Source organism: Phyllobacterium sp. T2-21 (assembly GCF_055378485.1).
The window spans coordinates 2,071,193-2,089,919 of sequence record NZ_AP027912.1; the positions used below are offsets into that span (position 1 = coordinate 2,071,193).

Sequence of the window (18,727 nt, forward strand, 5' to 3'; positions counted from 1 at the left end):
CGGATTCATTATGTAAGAACCCTGAATCAGAATGTCAGCTTCGTCGCTTGGCCTTTTTCTCCGCCAGAATACCAAGGTAGTACATCGCTATTGTGGCACCGGCGATGGCCGTCACATCCGCATGGTCATAGGCGGGTGCGACCTCCACCACGTCGGCGCCGACGATGTTGAGTTCGGTCAGATGGCGCAGCACCGAAAGGATTTTCGCCGAGGACGGACCACCGGCAACGGGCGTACCGGTTCCGGGGGCAAAAGCCGGGTCGAGGCAATCGATGTCGAAGGTGAGATAGACGGGTTTGCCGGCGGTGCGCTTGATGATCGCCTTGGCAATCTCGGCAGCCGACATTTCCTCGACTTCGTAGCCATAAACGATCTGCAGGCCGCAATCATCCGGTGCGTGGGTGCGGATGCCGACCTGAATCGAATGCGCGGGATCAATGACGCCGTCGCGCGCCGCCCGGCCGACAAAGGAGCCATGATCGATGCGCTTGCCGTCATCGTACCAGGTGTCCTGATGCGCATCGAACTGCACCAGCGCCACCGGGCCATGCTTGGCCGCATGCGCTTTCAGGATGGGCCATGTGACGAAGTGATCACCGCCCATGGAGAGCAGGAACGCGCCCGATTTGACGATCTTGGCCGCTTCGCGCTCGATTGTCGCCGGAGTCTTCTGATGATTGCCGTAGTCGAGCAGGCAATCGCCGTAGTCGATCACGGCGAGGTCTTCGAACAGATCACGCTGGAAGGGATATTGCGGGTCATTGTCGAAAATGGCCGATGCCCGCCGGATCGCCTGCGGGCCAAACCGCGCACCCGGCCGGTTGGAAACCGCCGCGTCGAAGGGAATGCCCCAGACGACCACTTCCGCACCGTTCAGATTCTTCGTATAGCGCCGGCGCATGAAGGACAGCGCTCCCGCATGCGTGGGATCGGTCGCAGCGCTCGTCAGGGTCCGTGCGGTGAAGGCGTGATCGATGGTCTTCGATGGCATTGGATTTCTAACTCCGGGATAATGCATCTTCAGCTTGGCGGCGAAGCTACCGCAAACGCATTTATTGGCAACAAAAAAGCGGACCCGAGGGCCCGCTTTCTGTTCTGTCCAATGGAAACGCTGGATTAGCGCTTCGAGAACTGGAAGGAACGACGGGCCTTCGCCTTGCCGTACTTCTTGCGTTCAACAACGCGGCTGTCGCGTGTGAGGAAACCACCCTTCTTCAGAACACCGCGCAGGGCAGGTTCGAAGTAGGTGAGGGCCTTGGAGATGCCGTGACGAACGGCACCGGCCTGACCGGACAGACCACCACCGGCGACGGTCGCGATGATGTCGTACTGGCCGGCGCGGTTGGCGGCAACGATTGGCTGCTGCAGGATCATCTGCAGAACCGGACGGGCAAAATACTTGCCGTATTCCTTGTCGTTGATGACGATCTTGCCGGAACCTGGCTTGATCCAGACGCGGGCGACCGCATCCTTACGCTTGCCTGTTGCATAGGCACGGCCATTGGCATCGAGCTTCTGGACATGAACCGGTGCAGCTGCCTGCGTCGATGCGGCGGCAGTACCGAGATCTGCGAGCGAATTGAGCTCAGCCATTCTTATGCGCTCCTTTTGTTCTTGGAATTCAGTGCACCAACGTCGAGAACGACGGGCGCCTGCGCTTCATGGGGGTGATTGGAACCTGCGTAAACGCGCAGATTCTTCATCTGGCGACGGCCGAGCGGACCACGGGGAACCATGCGCTCAACAGCCTTTTCGACGACGCGTTCCGGGAAACGGCCTTCGAGCAGCTGACGGGCAGTGCGTTCCTTGATGCCACCTGGGTGGCCGGTGTGCCAGTAGTAAACCTTGTCGGTAAACTTCTTACCGGTGAAGGCAACCTTTTCAGCATTGATGATGATGACATTGTCGCCATCGTCAACGTGAGGAGTGAAGGTTGCTTTGTGCTTGCCGCGCAGGATGTTGGCAACGATGGTGGCGAGACGGCCGACGACGAGACCTTCGGCGTCAATCAGGATCCACTTTTTCGTCACATCTGCCGGCTTCTGGGTGAAGGTAGCCATTTGTGTTCGTCCTTGAGATCATCCTTCACATAGGAAGGCTTTTCTTGTTGCTTGCGTTGTGTGAATGGCGAACATCCGCACAACAGTTAAATGCGGCAGGAAGAACCTACCGCAGTCGAGGGGTTCAATACCGGCCCAACAGGATCACGTCAAGCAGATGTTTTTGGCGGTTTTGACAAATACTCTTTATAAAACAATAGTTTATGAAAAAGGTATTATATTACCACATGCTTCTTGCCCGGATTTGCTGCGTTTTGCGGAATTTTAATCCCGCTTGCAGCCCTAGCTGCGCGGTGGAATCGAATAGGTTGCGGTGGCATGGGCCACCAGTTCGTTGTCTTCGCCATTGGTGAGCGCGATATCCATCACCGCGAGCCGTTTGCCCAGCTTGAGCACCTTTGCCGTGGCATCGATGGGCCCGAGTTGCGGCTTGCGCAGGAAGTTGATGTTGAGATTGGTCGTCACCGCCAGGGCGACCGGGCCGATCTGCGCGAGGATCGCCACATAGGCGGCGATATCGGCAAGGGCAAACAGGGTGGGGCCTGATACCGTGCCGCCGGGACGCAGGTGCCGGTCCGCCGGATCAAGCCGCATCGTGGCATAACCCGGGCCGGCACCGGTAACGGTGTAGGCAACCCCGTCAGCGTTCACCTGTGGAAACTCCCGTTCGAGAAAGGCCGTTAACGCTGTTACATCCATTGCCGTTTCCAAAGGGCACTCCATCTGTTCTCTGGCGATGATCGCTGGTATTCCTAGTGGAACGAATTTGACATTCGCATCCCATTTGACATCACGCGGAACATGCGAATGTCAAATTCAAAGTTCCACTAGAATCATAGACTTTCTAGTGGTCCTTTGATTCTGACATTTGCCTGAATGGCTTGTATCGAAGGAATGCAAATGTCAGAATCGGACCACTAGCCATCCGTGTCTTCTTTGCAAGGAAGCCAGTTATGACTTTGCTTCGATCCCTATCCGGCTCGCTGATTATCATGGCCGGGCTCGCTGTTGCGGCTCCAGTGCCATCCTTTGCACAGACCGCGCCGCAGATCGAACCCTTCAGCCTGCCGGTCCGGCCCGTGGCGCTGACCCAGGACATCATCAAGCGCTTTCTCTACAGCTTTGCTCCCGTCGGCGCGCAGATGAAGGAAGAAGCGGCGGGCAACGCCGTCCTTTCACCGGAAGCAACGGCGCGGCTGGACAAGAAGGCGGCGGAATACGGCTTCAAGGATTTCAACGACTGGGGCGAAACCACAAGAACGATCATGGTGACCTATCACTGGGTGACCAATCCGGAACCGCGCGAGGAGGTGGAAAAGGCCATCGCCTCCATTCCGTCCATGCCCAACCTGACCGACAAGCAGAAGGCGGAAATGATCGACGGCCTGAAGAGCGGATTGGCAAAGGTCGAGAAAGCACGCCCGTCGGCGGAGAATCTCGCTATTGTCAAAAAGCACGTGAGTTCGATCAAACCACTTTATAAACAATGGACCAGCCTTTGACCGGGTTGCAAGCGCTGGGAATGAGGAGCGATATGGGAGAAGTTCACATTATCCGCAAGGATGAACCAATCGTCGGATATGAGCTTGCCTCGGGCGTCCTGCGCCTGACATTGCAAAATCCGCCCGCCAATGCGCTCTCGCTCGCCATGATGCGCCTGCTGCTCGATCATCTGCATGCGGCGCGGGATGACAAGGCGGTGCGCGTGATCATCATCGATTCGGCGCAGAAGCTTTTTTCGGCGGGCCATGACCTGAAGGAACTGACCGCGCACCGGCAGGACGCCGACCGGGGCCGGGCCTTTTTCGAGAAGACGATGCTGCTCTGCGCTGAACTGATGCAGGCCATCGTGCATCATCCGAGGCCGGTGATTGCCGCCGTCGGTGGTCTTGCGACGGCTGCGGGTTGTCAGCTTGTCGCATCCTGCGATCTGGCGATCTGCTCGGACAAGGCGACATTCTGCACGCCGGGCGTCAATATCGGCCTGTTCTGCTCGACGCCCATGGTGGCCCTGTCGCGCAATGTTTCGCGCAAGCAGGCCATGGAAATGCTCCTCACCGGCGAGACCATCGATGCCTCGACGGCACGGGAGTTCGGTCTGATCAACCGGGTCGTGCCGGAGGAGTACCTGAATCCGATTGTCAGGAAATACGCGCAAGCCATTGCGGAGAAATCGACTTTAACCGTCAAGACAGGCAAAGAAGCCTTTTACCGGCAGGCCGAAATGGGACTTTCCGAGGCCTATGCCTATACGGCGCAGGTGATGGTGGAAAACATGCTGGCGCGCGATGCGGAGGAAGGCATCAACGCCTTCATCGAAAAGCGCAAGCCGGAATGGACGGGCGAATAAGCGCATGGATCACGATCATTACCCGGACGCCTATATCAGCGGCATTCTTTCATCCGTCAAAACCGTTGCCATGGTGGGCGCATCCGCCAATGAGGTGCGGCCAAGTTTCTTTGTCATGAAGTACCTGATCGACAAGGGCTACCGGGTCATACCGGTCAATCCGGGACAGGCGGGCAAGGACATTCTCGGCCAGAAGGTTTTTGCGCGCCTCGCCGATATCCCTGAAGCCATCGACATGGTCGACGTGTTCCGCGCCTCCGAGGCCGTGCCGGCGATTGTCGATGAGGTCTTGACGCTGACGCCGCTGCCGAAGGTCATCTGGACGCAGTTGACGGTTCGCCACGACGAAGCGGCACGCAGGGCCGAAGCTGCGGGCATTCAGGTGGTGATGAATCGCTGCCCGAAGATCGAATATGCGCGGCTGTGCGGCGAGATCGGCTGGAGCGGCGTCAATTCGCGCATCCTGTCGGCGAAAAAACCACAGATGCGGCAGGGCTTCCAGAGTTTTGGCCTCAGATCGCCAAAATAGGTTGGCGGCAAAGCCGCGATCCCATAGCGTGTAGCAAAATCAGGAATGACAGGGAGATGAACCATGGCGCACCGCGCACCCGGAATTGAAACTCTTGCCGTACATGCGGGCGCCCAGCCCGATCCGGCAACCGGCGCGCGCGCCACGCCGATCTACCAGACGACAGCCTTTGTTTTCGACGATGCTGACCACGCCGCATCGCTGTTCGGCCTGAAGGCCTTCGGCAATATCTATACCCGCATCACCAACCCGACCAATGCGGTGCTTGAAGAGCGCGTGGCGGCATTGGAAGGCGGCACTGCGGCGCTGGCGGTTGCATCGGGCCATGCGGCACAGTTCCTGGTGTTTCACACTCTCATGCAGCCTGGCGACAATTTCATTGCCTCCAGAAAGCTCTATGGCGGTTCGATCAATCAGTTCGGCCAGTCGTTCAAGTCCTTCGATTGGCATGTGCGCTGGGCGGAACCCGACGATCTCGCCTCGTTCGAATCGCAGATCGACGACCGGACCCGCGCGATCTTCATCGAAAGTTTTGCCAATCCCGGCGGCATCGTCACCGATATCGAGGCCATCGCCGCCATCGCCCACAAGCATGGCCTGCCGCTGATCGTCGACAACACGCTGGCGTCGCCCTATCTCATCCGCCCCATCGAGCACGGCGCCGATATCATCGTGCATTCCATGACCAAATTCCTCGGCGGCCATGGCAATTCCATGGGCGGGGTGATTGTCGATTGCGGCACGTTCGACTGGTCGAAGTCGGGCAACTATCCGCTGCTGTCCGAGCCGCGCAGCGAATATAACGGCATCGTGCTGCACGAAACATTCGGCAATTTTGCCTTTGCCATTGCCTGCCGCGTCCTCGGCCTGCGCGATCTCGGGCCGGCGCTGTCGCCGTTCAATGCGTTCCAGATCCTGACCGGCATCGAGACCTTGCCGCTGCGCATGCAGCGCCATGCGGACAATGCGTTGAAGGTGGCGCAGTGGCTTTCCAGCCACGCAAAGGTGGCCTGGGTCAGCTATGCCGGGCTGCCAGATGATCCCTATCATGCCCTGCAGCTGAAATATGCGCCGCGCGGCGCCGGTGCGGTTTTCACTTTCGGGCTGAAGGGCGGCTATGAGGCCGGGGTCAAGCTGGTCGAACACCTGCAGCTGTTTTCGCATCTGGCCAATATCGGTGATACCAAATCCCTGATCATTCATCCCGCATCGACCACGCATCGGCAATTGAGCGATGCGCAGAAGATCGCCGCAGGTGCGGGGCCGGATGTGGTGCGGCTGTCCATCGGTATCGAGACCGTCGAGGATCTGATTTCCGATCTCGACCAGGCACTGACGAAGGCGGGATAGGCCCATGGCATCGTCGCATTTTGTCACCATCGATTTCGGCAGCATCGACCCCGAACACGGCGCCCCGGCGGCAGACCGGGTGATCGCGGGCGATCCGCAGTTCCGCACCTGGAACTGCGACGAGGCCGATGGCGGCCTCTACGCCGGGATCTGGGAAGCAACGCCGGGCAAATGGCGCATCGTCTATGACGAGTGGGAGTTCTGCCACATTCTCTCGGGCCGCTCGATCGTCACGGAAGAGGGCGGCAAGGAACGGCATTTGCAGGCCGGAGACAGTTTTGTGCTGCGCCCCGGCTTTCGCGGCACATGGGAAGTCATTGAAACCACCCGCAAGGAATATGTGATCAGGTTGTGAGTGCTGCGATTGCATTAACGTGGTTCGTGGTTCGACAAGCTCACCATGAGGGAAATGAGTGGGTTGCAGGGCGTTTATTCTGCAAAGTTGCTGGTTGGCTTTGCAATCAGACCAACTCCCTCATGGTGAGCTTGTCGAACCACGCACAGTGCTTTTGCAAAACACCTCACCACTCCACCTCCAGCCGCTCCAATCCATGGAAATGATAGGTATCCTTGAAGCGCGGGGCTTCCTTGAAATGCAGTCCGGGAAGCCGGTCGAACAGCACTTTGAGCGAGACCTGCAGTTCCAGCCGCGCCAGCGGTGCACCGATGCAGAAATGGATGCCGGCGCCGAAGGAAAGGTTTTTCTGGTCTGACCGTCCCGGCAGGAAAGCGCCGGCATCGGCAAAGGCGTTGGGATCGCGGTTGCCCGCGCCGAGCATCAGGCCGATCTGGTCGCCGGGCTTCACCGCAATGCCGTCGCCAAGGTCGATTTCTTCATAGGCATAGCGCGTGAACATGTGCAGCGGCGCGTCGAAGCGCAGGCATTCCTCGACGGTCCGCGCCGTCGAATCCGCATCGCAAAACAGGTCGGCGGCGCTGCGGCCGCTTTCCATAATGGTTTTGACCGCATTGCCGGTCTGGTGCACCGTCGCTTCGTGCCCGGCATTGAGCAGCAGGATCGCCGTGGTGATCAGCTCATCCTCGGACAGTTTTGCACCATCCGCCTCGGCCGCCAGCAGCAGGCTCAGAAGATCGTCGGCAGGTTCGCTGCGCCGTCGTCCGGCATAGTCCCTGAGAAAGCCGGAGAACTCGGCGGCGGCGGCATTGGCGCTGTCTTCCGACCGGCGGTTGCGGCCGTGCATGTACATCGCGACCATGCGGTGTGACCAGTCGAGAAGCCGCGGCGCCGCTTCCGTCGGCACCCCGAGCATTTCGGCAATCACGGTGACGGGAATGGGCGTGGCGAAATCGGCGATGAGATCGGCTTTGCCCTTTGCTTCGAAGCGGTCGATCAGCGCGTGCGCCAGCGTCTCGATGCGCGGGCGCAGCCTTTCCACCTGCCGGGAAACGAAGGCCCGGTTCACCAGCGTGCGCAACCGGGTATGGGTGGGCGGTTCCAGCTCCAGCATCGAGAATTTTTCGACGTGGTCGAAATCCTTCAGATGCGCGCGATCGCCGGTATTGCCCTGGGAATCGGCGATGCCATGGCGGTTTTCCCGGCCGAAGCGGCGGTCGCGCAATAGTTTGTTGACGCCGTCATAGCCGATGAAACACCAGAAGCCGTATTCCTCCCAGAAGAACGCCGATGTCTGCGCGTGTAGCGCGGCATAGGTGCCGTAGGGATTCTGCACGAAGACCTGGTCGTGCGGATCGAGCCGCAGATGGCGGGTGGCAGGCGTGAACTGGAATGAGGCGGGCGTGGCAGGGGTCATGGTCAGATATACCGTGGGTCAGACGAAGGAAGGACAGGCAACAGGCGGGTCGCCGCTTTGCTGGAAGGAAAGCCGCAGGTCGCGGCAAACACCGGATGAAAGCTTTCCACGTCGAAAATGTTTGAGCAATCGATGCGAATGGTTTCATATTGCATGCGAATCTCCCTCCTTCTTCAGTCATAGCAGGACCCCATCATGAAAATCACCATCGTCGGAGCAGGAATTGCCGGACTGTCCAGCGCCTGGTCGCTGACCAAGGCCGGTCATGCGGTGACGTTGATCGAGCAGGGGCCGATTCCCAATCCGCTCGCCGCCTCGGGCGATCATCACCGCATCATCCGCCGCGCCTACGGTGCCGCGGGCGGTTACGCGGATGCGATTTCTGAGGCCTATGCGGCCTGGGACGAGCTGTGGCAGGACATCGGCACGAGCCATCTCGATCCGCGCGGCTTCATCTGCATATCGCGCGACGCGGGCGATGAAGCCGAGGAATACCGCAAGGGGCTCGAGCAGGGCGGCTATCCCCTCGAGCTTTATGAGCCTGCCGAGGCCATAAAGCGCTATGGCTATCTGGAAGCGGGCACGTTCCGCTACGCGTTCTTCTCGCCGGAGGGCGGCGCGCTGCATTGCCGCAGGATCGCCGGGGATATGGCCCGCTGGCTGCGCGCGCACGGCGCCACACTGCTGGAAAACACCGGGGTGACCGCCGTCGACAGCGCCGCAGGGACGGTGACCTTGGCCGATGGCACGGTCATTGCTGCGGACAGGGTGGTCGTCACGGCGGGTGCCTGGGTGACAAAACTGTTCCCCGATCTCGTCTCTTCGCTCACCACCTACCGGACGGCCGTGGTCTATCTCGAACCGCCGGCGGATTTGCAGGCGGCCTGGGAGCATTCTCCCGTCGTGCTCGATGTGGGCGGGCGTACCGACGGTTACATCATTCCGGCAAGCGGCGGCGGCGGCCTGAAATTCGGCTCTGGCCTGCACAAGCGCAAATCGGCGGATGCCGACGCAGCCCGCGTTGCGGAACCGGGCGAGGGCGAAGCGATCCGCGATCTCTTTGCCCCGCCGCTGCAGCGGATCGGCGAATACAGGGTAAGCAGTGTTGTCACCTGCGCCTATACCTTCACCGCGGATGAACGGTTTTTCGCCGTGGAACGGGACAAATGCCTCGTCGTCTCGGCCTGTTCCGGACATGGGTACAAATTCGGCGCGGCGGTCGGGCGGCGGGTCGCGCAAACGCTCGGAACCGGCGATGTACCCCTGCTGCAGCGCTGGTTGCGGGCGGAAGCCGCGTAAAAAGCGGTTCTGCGCTTGCGCTCCTTCCCGGATGGCGGCAGAACATCTTGCGGAACAGGGTGGCAACACCCTATGTATCGAAAGTGTAATCCACGAATCTTGGGGGCGTTCAAACCCCTTGTTCTCCAAAACGCTGAGGCCCACCGATGAGAGATCCAATCGAAACAGCAATGAACCTCGTACCCATGGTCGTCGAGCAGACCAACCGGGGCGAGCGGGCCTATGATATTTTCTCGCGCCTGCTGAAAGAACGCATCATTTTCATTACCGGACCCATCGAGGACGGCATGGCGACGCTGATCTGCGCCCAGCTTCTGTTCCTTGAATCGGAAAATCCGAAGAAAGAGATCAACCTCTACATCAATTCGCCCGGCGGCGTCGTCACGTCGGGCATGGCGATCTACGACACCATGCAGTTCATCCGTCCGGCCGTCTCGACCCTGTGCTTCGGTCAGGCCGCGTCGATGGGTTCGCTGCTGCTGACAGCCGGTGAAAAGGACATGCGCTTCGTGCTGCCGAACGCCCGCATCATGCTGCACCAGCCTTCAGGCGGCTTCCAGGGCCAGGCATCCGACATCGAGCGCCATGCCCAGGACATCATCAAAATGAAGCGCCGCCTCAACGAGATCTACGTCAAGCACACGGGCCGCGACTACGAGACAATCGAGAAGACTCTCGACCGCGACCACTTCATGACGGCTCAGGAATCACTCGAGTTCGGCCTTATCGACAAGGTGCTCGAATCCCGTGCGATCATCGAAGGGGATGCAAAGTAACCGGCTAAATGGCCGCACCGGGTCGAGAATGAACTTTTTTTGACCCGGATGCGGACTTTTTGCCACACATCCGGCTTGCATGCAGGCCAACAGACGCTACGTTAAGTGATTGGTGAGTAGAGGAAGCCTATTCTTCGAATTACTATTCGAATCATTCCCCGCAGGGCAGAGTCCCGAAGGGTGTGAACGGTTCCCGGCCAAACAGGGCGCCGATACTGAAAGGAAACTGCAATGAGCAAAGTCAGCAACGGCGGCGGTGATTCAAAGAATACGCTTTATTGCTCGTTTTGCGGGAAGAGCCAGCACGAAGTTCGCAAGTTGATTGCGGGCCCGACTGTTTTCATCTGCGATGAATGCGTCGAGCTGTGCATGGACATCATCCGCGAGGAAAACAAATCCTCGATGGTGAAATCCCGCGAAGGCGTTCCGACGCCGCAGGAAATCATGGCGGTGCTCGATGATTACGTCATCGGCCAGAACCATGCCAAGCGTGTTCTCTCTGTCGCGGTGCACAACCACTACAAGCGGTTGGCCCACGCATCGAAAAACAATGAAGTCGAACTGGCGAAATCCAACATCCTTCTCGTTGGTCCAACCGGTTGCGGCAAAACCTATCTGGCGCAATCGCTCGCCCGCATCATCGACGTGCCGTTCACAATGGCAGACGCGACGACGCTGACGGAAGCCGGTTATGTCGGTGAGGATGTCGAGAACATCATTCTCAAGCTGCTCCAGTCGGCCGACTACAATGTCGAGCGGGCCCAGCGCGGCATCGTCTATATCGACGAAGTCGACAAGATCAGCCGCAAGTCCGACAACCCGTCGATCACCCGCGACGTGTCGGGCGAGGGCGTGCAGCAGGCACTGCTGAAGATCATGGAAGGCACGGTCGCTTCCGTTCCGCCGCAGGGCGGGCGCAAGCATCCGCAGCAGGAATTCCTGCAGGTGGACACGACCAACATCCTGTTCATCTGTGGCGGTGCCTTTGCCGGTCTCGACAAGATCATCTCGGCACGCGGCGAGAAGACGTCCATCGGCTTCAGCGCTGCGGTGAAGGCGCCGGACGATCGCCGCGTCGGCGCGATCTTCCGCGAGCTTGAACCGGAAGACCTCCTGAAATTCGGTCTCATCCCCGAATTCGTCGGCCGTCTGCCTGTCATCGCCACGCTCGAGGATCTCGACGAAGCTGCCCTGGTGCAGATTCTGTCGGAGCCGAAGAACGCCCTGGTCAAGCAGTACCAGCGCCTGTTCGACATGGAGAACGTCGAGCTGACGTTCCATGAGGACGCGCTGAAGGCAATCGCCCTCAAGGCCATTGCCCGCAAGACCGGTGCACGCGGGCTGCGTTCGATCATGGAAAAGATCCTGCTCGACACGATGTACGAACTGCCGACGCTCGACGGCGTTCAGGAAGTCGTGATCTCCGGCGATGTGGTCGAGGGCAATTCGCGCCCGCTCTACATCTATGCCGAGCGCAAGGAAGAAAAGGGCAATGTTTCGGCGTAAGGCGCCGAACCAGTGTCTGGAAAGCAGGGCTCCGCGTCAGCGGGGCCTTTTGCATTTTAACCCTCGCATTTGTTGCGGGTCTTAATTGCGCCACGAAACAATATTTACGGTTGATTAACCATGCGGGGCGCACAATTTTTGCAGAGCAGCGTCGGTAAGACAGTGTAGGCCGGGCAGTATCGCCCCCGTCGACAGATGATTTCCACGAAAATCATCCTCTTCAGAGGTGTGCTGCATCGCAAAAGATTGCGCTTGGAGTTTGGTAGGAGCAGGATAGATTACGATTCTGTGACCGAGCTTGAAACCGGGGCGCTTGAAACCGGAGCCCCGCCACTCCAAGTAAAGGTTAAGCTGCACAGCCGGTCGTATGCCGCTCTTCGCATGATCCCCAAAATGGATCCCGATTTTGGAAAAAGATCATGCAACCAAAGGGTACCCGGATGTGGCGATCTAGGCCGATTGGCCTGAGAAAGGACATGAAATGACGGTTGCAAGCAAGAAGACACTGGCGGGTGGAGAAAGCGGGCTTTATGCCGTTTTGCCATTGCGCGATATCGTTGTCTTCCCACACATGATCGTTCCGCTCTTTGTCGGTCGCGAAAAATCCATTCGCGCACTCGAGGAAGTGATGGGCGTCGACAAGCAAATCCTGCTTGCCACACAGAAGAACGCTGCGGATGATGACCCGCAGGCGGATGCCATCTACAACATCGGCACCATTGCCAATGTCCTGCAGTTGCTGAAACTGCCGGATGGTACGGTCAAGGTTCTGGTCGAAGGTATTGCCCGCGCTGAAATCACCAGTTTCAGCGACCGCGAGGATTACCACGAAGCCAATGCCACGACGCTGTCGGAACCCGCCGAAGACGCGGTTGAAATCGAAGCCCTGGCCCGCTCGGTCGTGTCGGACTTCGAAAACTATGTGAAGCTGAACAAGAAGATTTCGCCAGAGGTCGTTGGCGCTGCCGGACAGATCGAGGACTACTCGAAGCTGGCCGATACGGTCGCCTCGCATCTTGCGATCAAGATTCCCGAGAAGCAGGACATGCTGTCGATCCTGTCCGTGCGTGCACGGCTGGAAAAGGCCATGTCGTTCATGGAGTCGGAAATTTCCGTGCTTCAGGTGGAAAAGCGTATCCGTTCGCGCGTCAAGCGCCAGATGGAGAAGACCCAGCGCGAGTACTACCTCAATGAACAGATGAAGGCGATCCAGAAGGAACTCGGCGACGGCGAAGACGGCCGCGACGAGGCAGCCGAGCTGGAAGAGCGCATCAAGAAGACGAAGTTCTCCAAGGAAGCGCGCGAAAAGGCCAATCAGGAGCTGAAGAAGCTTCGCCAGATGAGCCCGATGTCCGCCGAAGCGACGGTTGTCCGCAACTATCTCGACTGGCTGCTGACCATTCCGTGGGGCAAGAAGTCGAAGGTGAAGAACGACCTGAACCTCGCCGACGAGATCCTGGATGCTGAACATTACGGCCTCGACAAGGTGAAAGACCGGATCGTGGAATATCTCGCCGTGCAGTCGCGGTCGACCAAGATCAAAGGTCCGATCCTGTGCCTCGTTGGTCCTCCCGGCGTCGGCAAGACCTCGCTGGCCCGCTCGATCGCCAAGGCAACCGGCCGTGAATATGTCCGCATGTCGCTTGGCGGCGTGCGTGACGAGGCTGAAATCCGCGGTCACCGCCGCACCTATATCGGTTCGATGCCCGGCAAGGTCATCCAGTCGATGAAGAAGGCAAAGAAGTCCAACCCGCTCTTCCTGCTCGATGAAATCGACAAGATGGGCCAGGATTTCCGCGGCGATCCGTCATCGGCTCTGCTCGAGGTGCTCGATCCGGAACAGAACTCAACCTTCATGGATCACTATCTCGAGGTCGAATATGACCTCTCGAACGTGATGTTCGTGACGACGGCCAATACGCTGAACATCCCGGGTCCGCTGATGGACCGTATGGAGATCATCCGTATTGCCGGTTACACGGAAGACGAGAAGGTCGAGATCGCCAAGCGGCACCTCCTGCCCAAGGCCATCCGCGACCATGCGTTGCAGCCGAAGGAGTTTTCCGTATCGGAAGGCGCGATCCGTGCCATCGTCCGCGATTACACGCGGGAAGCCGGCGTGCGCAGTCTCGAACGGGAGCTGATGAAGCTTGCCCGCAAGGCAGTGACGGAAATTCTGAAGTCGAAGACCAAGAAGACGGTGAAGGTCACCGAGACCAACATCAACGACTATCTCGGCGTGCAGAAATTCCGCTTCGGCCAGATCGACGGTGAAGATCAGGTAGGCGTTGTCACAGGTCTTGCCTGGACTGAGGTGGGCGGCGAACTGCTGACCATCGAAGGCGTCATGATGCCCGGCAAGGGCCGCATGACCGTCACGGGCAACCTGCGCGACGTGATGAAGGAATCGATTTCCGCAGCGGCATCCTATGTCCGCTCCAGAGCCATCGATTTCGGTGTCGAGCCGCCGCTGTTCGACCGCAGGGACATCCACGTGCATGTGCCGGAAGGCGCGACACCGAAGGACGGTCCATCGGCCGGTATCGCGATGGTGACAGCCATTGTCTCGATCCTGACCGGTATTCCGGTGCGCAAGGATATCGCCATGACCGGCGAGATCACGCTGCGCGGACGGGTCCTGCCGATTGGCGGCCTGAAGGAGAAGCTGCTTGCCGCCCTGCGCGGTGGCATCAAGACGGTTCTGATCCCGGAAGAAAACGCCAAGGATCTGGCGGAAATTCCGGACAATGTGAAGAACGGCCTTGAGATCATCCCGGTATCGCGTGCCGGGGAAGTGATCAAGCATGCGCTCGTGCGTCAGCCGGAGCCGATCGAGTGGACGGAGCCGGTCAATGTGCCTGCCGCCGCCGTGGTCGAAGATGATGCTTCGGCGCAGATCGCGCACTGACGCCATCGGAAATAAACAAACAAAAGGCCGGGCAAGCAATTGCCCGGCCTTTTTGATTCGGCATTCGAATTGTTCAGAGCGCGCCTGTCAGGATGCCGACGCCCGCGAGCGCCGCCAGGCCGCCAATGATTCGCACCGCACTGGGGCTGGCGCGCTGGCTGATTCTGCCGATGGCAAAGCCGATGCCGATACCGGTGACGTGGAGCAGGGCAGTGGCGGCCATGAAGCCGCCCGCATAGGCGAGGCCGCCGGCGCTTTCCGGCATTTCCGCGCCATGGGCATAGCCATGGAAAATGGCGAAGAGGCCGACGAGGGCGGTTGCAATGGCCACGGGCGCCTGAATCTCGAAAGCCACCGCCGCTCCGAGCACAATTACCGAGAGTGCGATTGCAAGTTCGACAAAGGGCAGGCTTACTCCGGCAGCGCCGAGCGCGCCGCCAGCGGCCATCATCCCGACAAACGCTGCCGGAACGAGCCACAGGGCGCGTCCGCCCAGCTGGAAGGCAAGGATGCCGACGAGAATCATCGCCAGGACGTGATCGAGGCCGGACATGGGGTGGGCGAAGCCATGGCTAAAGCCGCTGGTATCACCCACGCCGACATGCGCTTGGGCAAGGGCAGGGTAAAGCGTGGCGAATGAAAGGATTGCGATTCGTGCTGCACGGTTGTTTGGCATGTGATGTTCCCGTTTTCTGGTTTGCTCTTGGAAGGAGGAGAACATTGTTGCCGCAGAAAATTGCTGGCGCAAAGGATAAAATATTGCAGTTGCTCACTGCCGGCGGGAAAAATCCGCAACTGGCGAATCCCAACCAAGCACGCATGTTGGCTGCGACGTGAACAGACAAGTTATCTCGACTAAAAGTAAGGGGAGAAAATATTCCGCTGGGGAATGGTGGGCGATGAGAGACTCGAACTCCCGACATCTTCGGTGTAAACGAAGCGCTCTACCAACTGAGCTAATCGCCCCCTCACAAAGGGTGTGTGGGGAGCGTTTAGGCGTTTCGTGCGATATTGGCAAGAGGGTATGAGACACTTTTATGATTTGTTTGAAGAGTTTTTCACAATCGCATTTTTCCTGTCGACTAGCGCTTGACACTCCCCCGCGAACCCCTTAAACGACCGCTCACGCCAGATGAATTTCTGGTTTGCAAAGTGCGCGGGTGTAGCTCAGTTGGTTAGAGTGCCGGCCTGTCACGCCGGAGGTCGCGGGTTCGAGCCCCGTCACTCGCGCCACTTTCCCTCTCAAGCAATTGATGTAAATGCTTGATATTACGGAAAGTGGTGCCCCGCACGCTTGCATCTCTTCTCTCCCGAATGTTCCCATGGTCCACCGCCTGCCGCTCTCCGGTTCGCCCCTCAGGCGCCTGCCGGTTTCTGGTGCGGCTTAGGAAAATCAGTCCTGTCCGGTTTTCCGCTGATATACAGACGGCGAATCTCTTCCGCTGTTTTTCAACCCGTGGATACGATTCGCCGCCGGGGTGAATCGCCCCGCATAAATGCATTGCTGCGTTGCACAAAAATCAGTTGTGAAAGCTTTGTGGACTAGGCAGCATGATTCCTTACTCCAGCTCCGACGGTTGCCGCCCATGCCCTTGCCGATTCTCGCTCTTGCTATTGCCTCTTTCTGCATCGGCACAACCGAATTCGTGATCATGGGTCTGTTGCCGGAAGTCGCGGCCGACCTGCATGTCACCATCCCCCATGCAGGCCTGCTGGTGACCGGCTATGCGCTTGGCGTCGTCATCGGTGCACCCATCATCGCTATTGCCACGGCATCCCTGCCGCGCAAGCCCGTGCTCATCGGTCTCGCGATGCTCTTCGTCGTCGGCAATCTGTTCTGCGCCATTGCCCCCAATTACTGGATGCTGATGATTGCCCGCGTTGTCACCGCCTTCGGGCACGGTGCTTTCTTCGGCATCGGGTCGGTGGTGGCCGCCAGCCTCGTGCCGCGCCACAAGCGCGCCAGCGCCATCGCGCTGATGTTTGCCGGGCTGACGCTCGCCAATATTCTCGGCGTGCCCGCCGGTACCGCCCTCGGTGAGCTCTATGGCTGGCGCTCGACCTTCTATGCGGTCGTCGCCATCGGCGTTGCCGCAGTCATCGCCATCGCGCTGCTGGTTCCCGCGGCCGGGGAAGAAGAGAAGGGGGGCGGCATTCTCAGCGAGATCAAGGTTCTCGGCAAACTGCAGGTCTGGCTTGCCATGCTGATCTCGGCGCTCGCCTCCGGCAGCCTGTTTGCCGTCTTTACCTATATCAAGCCGATCCTCACCGATGTGTCCGGCCTGTCGACCGCGGCGGTAACCTGGGTTCTGCTGCTGTTCGGCGCTGGGATGACCGTGGGTAATGTCATCGGCGGCAAGCTTGCCGACTGGAAGCTGATGCCCACCGTCATCGGCACCCTGGTCACCGTGGTGTTCACCCATGCCCTGCTGGCGGAAGTCAGCGGCACGGCGGCAGCGGCAATTGCCGTGGTGTTCCTGTGGGGCATGCTGACCTTCGTCATCGTTCCGCCGTTGCAGATGCGGGTGGTCGAAACCGCGAGCGAAGCGCCCAATCTGGCGGCCACGCTCAACCAGGGCGCCTTCAATGCGGGCAATGCCGCCGGTGCCTGGGTTGGCGGTGCGGCGCTCACCTGGGGCGTGTCCTATCAGAACCTGCCCTTCGTAGGATCGGCGCTGGCCTTGCTCGGTCTTGGCGTGGCCGTCTGGTCGCTGCTGCTCGACCGCAGGGCGCAGAAGAAGCAATATCTGTCCGAAGAGGGGGAAAGGCTCAGTCTGGAGCCTCTCGCGGGTCTCTAAGCGCCGCTCTTTCCCAAACTCTGCACAACAGCATTCGCGCCCTGGCGCGCGTGCTGTTTCCACGCGCGCGGCATATCTGCATTTTGTCCTAAATCGTTTATAGGACCGAATGTCGCAGTTCTGAAAACCACGTCGCGGACAAACAGGCCGGCAAGGCACATTAATATCATTCTAAAGAGTGATTCAGCCGTGTTTTGCGGGTCAAACTGGCTTAAAACTGCGAAATTCGCGGCTTTTTATGGATATGCGTCACGAAATGGTGACAAAAAACCGGTGGTATTGGGGTGATTGTTGCACTTGCGCGCATGGCGCTAACGCGCTAACCCTCGCCGCATCGTACCGGTGTCAAAGCTGGTGCGGTCTGTCGCGTATTGGTGGCAGTCATGTGCATAACATGGCATTCTTGTCAGCCTGAGTTCACAAGGCGGAAAAAGTCGGATCATGAACGAGCTTTTAAGTTCCTACCTGCCCATCGTTATCTTCATCGGGGTAGCGCTGGTAATCGGTTTGGCACTGTTGGTTGCGCCTTTTCTGGTCGCATACAAGTCGCCAGACCCGGAAAAATTGTCGGCCTATGAGTGCGGCTTCAACGCATTCGATGATGCCCGCATGAAATTTGATGTCCGCTTCTATCTTGTCTCGATTCTGTTCATCATCTTCGATCTGGAAGTTGCCTTCCTCTTTCCGTGGGCCGTGGCCTTCAGCAAGATCGGCTGGTTCGGTTTCTGGTCGATGATGATCTTCCTCGGCGTTCTGACAATCGGCTTTATCTATGAGTGGAAAAAGGGAGCGCTGGAATGGGATTGACCGCTAGCCAAACCACCCTCGTGGCACCGAAACCCAAAGGCATTCTTGATCCCGGTACGGGCAAGCCGATCGGTTCCGATGATGCGTTTTTCGGTGAGATCAACAATGAGCTCGCCGACAAGGGATTTCTCGTCACCTCCGCCGATGCGCTGGTCACCTGGGCGCGCACCGGTTCGCTGATGTGGATGACCTTCGGCCTTGCCTGCTGCGCGGTCGAAATGATGCACACCTCCATGCCGCGCTATGACGGCGAGCGGTTCGGCTTTGCCCCGCGCGCGTCACCGCGTCAGTCCGACGTGATGATCGTTGCCGGCACGCTGACCAACAAGATGGCTCCGGCGCTGCGCAAGGTCTATGACCAGATGCCTGAGCCGCGCTACGTCATCTCGATGGGCTCCTGCGCCAATGGCGGCGGCTATTATCACTATTCCTATTCGGTCGTGCGTGGTTGCGACCGCGTCGTGCCGGTGGATATCTATGTGCCGGGCTGCCCGCCCACGGCCGAAGCGCTGCTCTATGGTGTTCTGATGCTGCAGAAGAAAATCCGCCGCACCGGCACGATCGAGCGATAG

General features: G+C 59.1%; 19 protein-coding genes and 2 tRNA genes. 13 read left to right on the forward strand and 8 right to left on the reverse strand.

All coding sequences use genetic code 11. The annotated features are described in order from the left end of the window. Positions 1-34: 34 nt before the first annotated feature. From speB to ACZ5FP_RS10425, 4 genes are all read right to left on the reverse strand, one after another. The gene (gene speB, locus ACZ5FP_RS10410; protein WP_346304980.1) at positions 35-991 is read right to left on the reverse strand and encodes an agmatinase; all 957 of its coding nucleotides are present in this window, start codon (positions 989-991) and stop codon (positions 35-37) included. A 125-nt stretch (positions 992-1,116) separates the two neighbouring features. Further along, on the reverse strand, positions 1,117-1,593 hold the full coding sequence (gene rpsI, locus ACZ5FP_RS10415; RefSeq protein ID WP_105735530.1) for a 30S ribosomal protein S9: 477 nt from the start codon (positions 1,591-1,593) through the stop codon (positions 1,117-1,119). Positions 1,594-1,595: 2 nt separating this feature from the next. Beyond that, a complete protein-coding gene (gene rplM, locus ACZ5FP_RS10420; protein WP_105735528.1) occupies positions 1,596-2,060 on the reverse strand; it encodes a 50S ribosomal protein L13 in 465 nt (154 codons plus the stop codon). Between the two features lie 282 nt (positions 2,061-2,342). Further along, the gene (locus ACZ5FP_RS10425) at positions 2,343-2,759 is read right to left on the reverse strand and encodes a PaaI family thioesterase (protein ID WP_288193347.1); all 417 of its coding nucleotides are present in this window, start codon (positions 2,757-2,759) and stop codon (positions 2,343-2,345) included. A 254-nt stretch (positions 2,760-3,013) separates the two neighbouring features. Here ACZ5FP_RS10425 and ACZ5FP_RS10430 point away from each other — a divergent pair, with 254 nt between their 5' ends. The 5 genes from ACZ5FP_RS10430 to ACZ5FP_RS10450 all read left to right on the forward strand — a co-directional run bounded on the left by ACZ5FP_RS10430 (position 3,014) and on the right by ACZ5FP_RS10450 (position 6,644). Further along, positions 3,014-3,562, forward strand: coding sequence for a hypothetical protein (locus tag ACZ5FP_RS10430; RefSeq protein ID WP_464659989.1), 549 nt, complete (start codon positions 3,014-3,016; stop codon positions 3,560-3,562). Positions 3,563-3,594: 32 nt separating this feature from the next. Continuing rightward, positions 3,595-4,410: an enoyl-CoA hydratase gene (locus ACZ5FP_RS10435; protein WP_464659991.1), complete on the forward strand. Its 816-nt coding sequence runs from the start codon at positions 3,595-3,597 to the stop codon at positions 4,408-4,410. Between the two features lie 4 nt (positions 4,411-4,414). Further along, on the forward strand, positions 4,415-4,939 hold the full coding sequence (locus ACZ5FP_RS10440; protein WP_464659993.1) for a CoA-binding protein: 525 nt from the start codon (positions 4,415-4,417) through the stop codon (positions 4,937-4,939). Positions 4,940-5,002: 63 nt separating this feature from the next. Beyond that, positions 5,003-6,289: an O-acetylhomoserine aminocarboxypropyltransferase gene (locus ACZ5FP_RS10445; protein WP_464659995.1), complete on the forward strand. Its 1,287-nt coding sequence runs from the start codon at positions 5,003-5,005 to the stop codon at positions 6,287-6,289. Positions 6,290-6,293: 4 nt separating this feature from the next. Then, on the forward strand, positions 6,294-6,644 hold the full coding sequence (locus ACZ5FP_RS10450; RefSeq protein ID WP_463011339.1) for a cupin domain-containing protein: 351 nt from the start codon (positions 6,294-6,296) through the stop codon (positions 6,642-6,644). A 166-nt stretch (positions 6,645-6,810) separates the two neighbouring features. Here ACZ5FP_RS10450 and ACZ5FP_RS10455 read toward each other — a convergent pair whose 3' ends face one another. Both ACZ5FP_RS10455 and ACZ5FP_RS10460 read right to left on the reverse strand, forming a co-directional pair. Then, positions 6,811-8,061 carry a cytochrome P450 gene (locus tag ACZ5FP_RS10455; RefSeq protein ID WP_464659998.1) on the reverse strand — a complete coding sequence of 417 codons (1,251 nt, stop codon included), beginning with the start codon at positions 8,059-8,061 and terminating at the stop codon, positions 6,811-6,813. A gap of 2 nt (positions 8,062-8,063) precedes the next feature. Further along, the gene (locus ACZ5FP_RS10460) at positions 8,064-8,216 is read right to left on the reverse strand and encodes a hypothetical protein (RefSeq protein WP_464660000.1); all 153 of its coding nucleotides are present in this window, start codon (positions 8,214-8,216) and stop codon (positions 8,064-8,066) included. Between the two features lie 40 nt (positions 8,217-8,256). Between ACZ5FP_RS10460 and ACZ5FP_RS10465 the strand changes: the two genes are divergently transcribed. The 4 genes from ACZ5FP_RS10465 to lon all read left to right on the forward strand — a co-directional run bounded on the left by ACZ5FP_RS10465 (position 8,257) and on the right by lon (position 14,550). Further along, a complete protein-coding gene (locus tag ACZ5FP_RS10465; RefSeq protein WP_463011337.1) occupies positions 8,257-9,360 on the forward strand; it encodes an NAD(P)/FAD-dependent oxidoreductase in 1,104 nt (367 codons plus the stop codon). A gap of 146 nt (positions 9,361-9,506) precedes the next feature. Continuing rightward, positions 9,507-10,136, forward strand: a complete 630-nt coding sequence (locus tag ACZ5FP_RS10470; protein ID WP_091883799.1) for an ATP-dependent Clp protease proteolytic subunit — start codon at positions 9,507-9,509, stop codon at positions 10,134-10,136. Positions 10,137-10,367: 231 nt separating this feature from the next. Continuing rightward, a complete protein-coding gene (gene clpX / locus ACZ5FP_RS10475; protein WP_105735507.1) occupies positions 10,368-11,642 on the forward strand; it encodes an ATP-dependent Clp protease ATP-binding subunit ClpX in 1,275 nt (424 codons plus the stop codon). A gap of 481 nt (positions 11,643-12,123) precedes the next feature. Beyond that, entirely contained in the window at positions 12,124-14,550 is a 2,427-nt protein-coding gene (gene lon / locus ACZ5FP_RS10480; protein ID WP_346307361.1) for an endopeptidase La, read from the forward strand. A gap of 73 nt (positions 14,551-14,623) precedes the next feature. Here lon and ACZ5FP_RS10485 read toward each other — a convergent pair whose 3' ends face one another. Further along, positions 14,624-15,226 (reverse strand): HupE/UreJ family protein, encoded by a 603-nt coding sequence (locus ACZ5FP_RS10485; RefSeq protein ID WP_464660003.1) that lies wholly within the window; start codon positions 15,224-15,226, stop codon positions 14,624-14,626. A 214-nt stretch (positions 15,227-15,440) separates the two neighbouring features. Continuing rightward, positions 15,441-15,516: transfer RNA gene (locus ACZ5FP_RS10490), tRNA-Val, on the reverse strand. A 190-nt stretch (positions 15,517-15,706) separates the two neighbouring features. Here ACZ5FP_RS10490 and ACZ5FP_RS10495 point away from each other — a divergent pair. The 4 genes from ACZ5FP_RS10495 to ACZ5FP_RS10510 all read left to right on the forward strand — a co-directional run bounded on the left by ACZ5FP_RS10495 (position 15,707) and on the right by ACZ5FP_RS10510 (position 18,727). Next, positions 15,707-15,783: transfer RNA gene (locus tag ACZ5FP_RS10495), tRNA-Asp, on the forward strand. A gap of 353 nt (positions 15,784-16,136) precedes the next feature. Continuing rightward, positions 16,137-17,348 (forward strand): MFS transporter, encoded by a 1,212-nt coding sequence (locus tag ACZ5FP_RS10500; protein ID WP_464660005.1) that lies wholly within the window; start codon positions 16,137-16,139, stop codon positions 17,346-17,348. 441 nt (positions 17,349-17,789) lie between these two features. Continuing rightward, a complete protein-coding gene (locus ACZ5FP_RS10505) occupies positions 17,790-18,155 on the forward strand; it encodes an NADH-quinone oxidoreductase subunit A (RefSeq protein ID WP_091883778.1) in 366 nt (121 codons plus the stop codon). Next, positions 18,146-18,727: a NuoB/complex I 20 kDa subunit family protein gene (locus tag ACZ5FP_RS10510; protein WP_223615194.1), complete on the forward strand. Its 582-nt coding sequence runs from the start codon at positions 18,146-18,148 to the stop codon at positions 18,725-18,727. The genes ACZ5FP_RS10505 and ACZ5FP_RS10510 overlap by 10 nt, the downstream gene beginning before the upstream one ends.

Excerpts from the sequence above, each read along its gene's own strand:
- ACZ5FP_RS10510 (WP_223615194.1), top strand. The coding sequence starts at position 18,146 with ATGGGATTGACCGCTAGCCAAACCACCCTCGTGGCACCGAAACCCAAA.
- ACZ5FP_RS10445 (WP_464659995.1), top strand. The coding sequence starts at position 5,003 with ATGGCGCACCGCGCACCCGGAATTGAAACTCTTGCCGTACATGCGGGC.
- rplM (WP_105735528.1), bottom strand. The coding sequence starts at position 2,060 with ATGGCTACCTTCACCCAGAAGCCGGCAGATGTGACGAAAAAGTGGATC.
- ACZ5FP_RS10450 (WP_463011339.1), top strand. The coding sequence starts at position 6,294 with ATGGCATCGTCGCATTTTGTCACCATCGATTTCGGCAGCATCGACCCC.
- ACZ5FP_RS10505 (WP_091883778.1), top strand. The coding sequence starts at position 17,790 with ATGAACGAGCTTTTAAGTTCCTACCTGCCCATCGTTATCTTCATCGGG.
- clpX (WP_105735507.1), top strand. The coding sequence starts at position 10,368 with ATGAGCAAAGTCAGCAACGGCGGCGGTGATTCAAAGAATACGCTTTAT.
- ACZ5FP_RS10425 (WP_288193347.1), bottom strand. The coding sequence starts at position 2,759 with ATGGATGTAACAGCGTTAACGGCCTTTCTCGAACGGGAGTTTCCACAG.
- ACZ5FP_RS10465 (WP_463011337.1), top strand. The coding sequence starts at position 8,257 with ATGAAAATCACCATCGTCGGAGCAGGAATTGCCGGACTGTCCAGCGCC.
- rpsI (WP_105735530.1), bottom strand. The coding sequence starts at position 1,593 with ATGGCTGAGCTCAATTCGCTCGCAGATCTCGGTACTGCCGCCGCATCG.
- lon (WP_346307361.1), top strand. The coding sequence starts at position 12,124 with ATGACGGTTGCAAGCAAGAAGACACTGGCGGGTGGAGAAAGCGGGCTT.
- ACZ5FP_RS10430 (WP_464659989.1), top strand. The coding sequence starts at position 3,014 with ATGACTTTGCTTCGATCCCTATCCGGCTCGCTGATTATCATGGCCGGG.
- ACZ5FP_RS10440 (WP_464659993.1), top strand. The coding sequence starts at position 4,415 with ATGGATCACGATCATTACCCGGACGCCTATATCAGCGGCATTCTTTCA.
- ACZ5FP_RS10460 (WP_464660000.1), bottom strand. The coding sequence starts at position 8,216 with ATGCAATATGAAACCATTCGCATCGATTGCTCAAACATTTTCGACGTG.
- ACZ5FP_RS10435 (WP_464659991.1), top strand. The coding sequence starts at position 3,595 with ATGGGAGAAGTTCACATTATCCGCAAGGATGAACCAATCGTCGGATAT.
- ACZ5FP_RS10455 (WP_464659998.1), bottom strand. The coding sequence starts at position 8,061 with ATGACCCCTGCCACGCCCGCCTCATTCCAGTTCACGCCTGCCACCCGC.
- ACZ5FP_RS10485 (WP_464660003.1), bottom strand. The coding sequence starts at position 15,226 with ATGCCAAACAACCGTGCAGCACGAATCGCAATCCTTTCATTCGCCACG.
- ACZ5FP_RS10500 (WP_464660005.1), top strand. The coding sequence starts at position 16,137 with ATGCCCTTGCCGATTCTCGCTCTTGCTATTGCCTCTTTCTGCATCGGC.
- speB (WP_346304980.1), bottom strand. The coding sequence starts at position 991 with ATGCCATCGAAGACCATCGATCACGCCTTCACCGCACGGACCCTGACG.
- ACZ5FP_RS10470 (WP_091883799.1), top strand. The coding sequence starts at position 9,507 with ATGAGAGATCCAATCGAAACAGCAATGAACCTCGTACCCATGGTCGTC.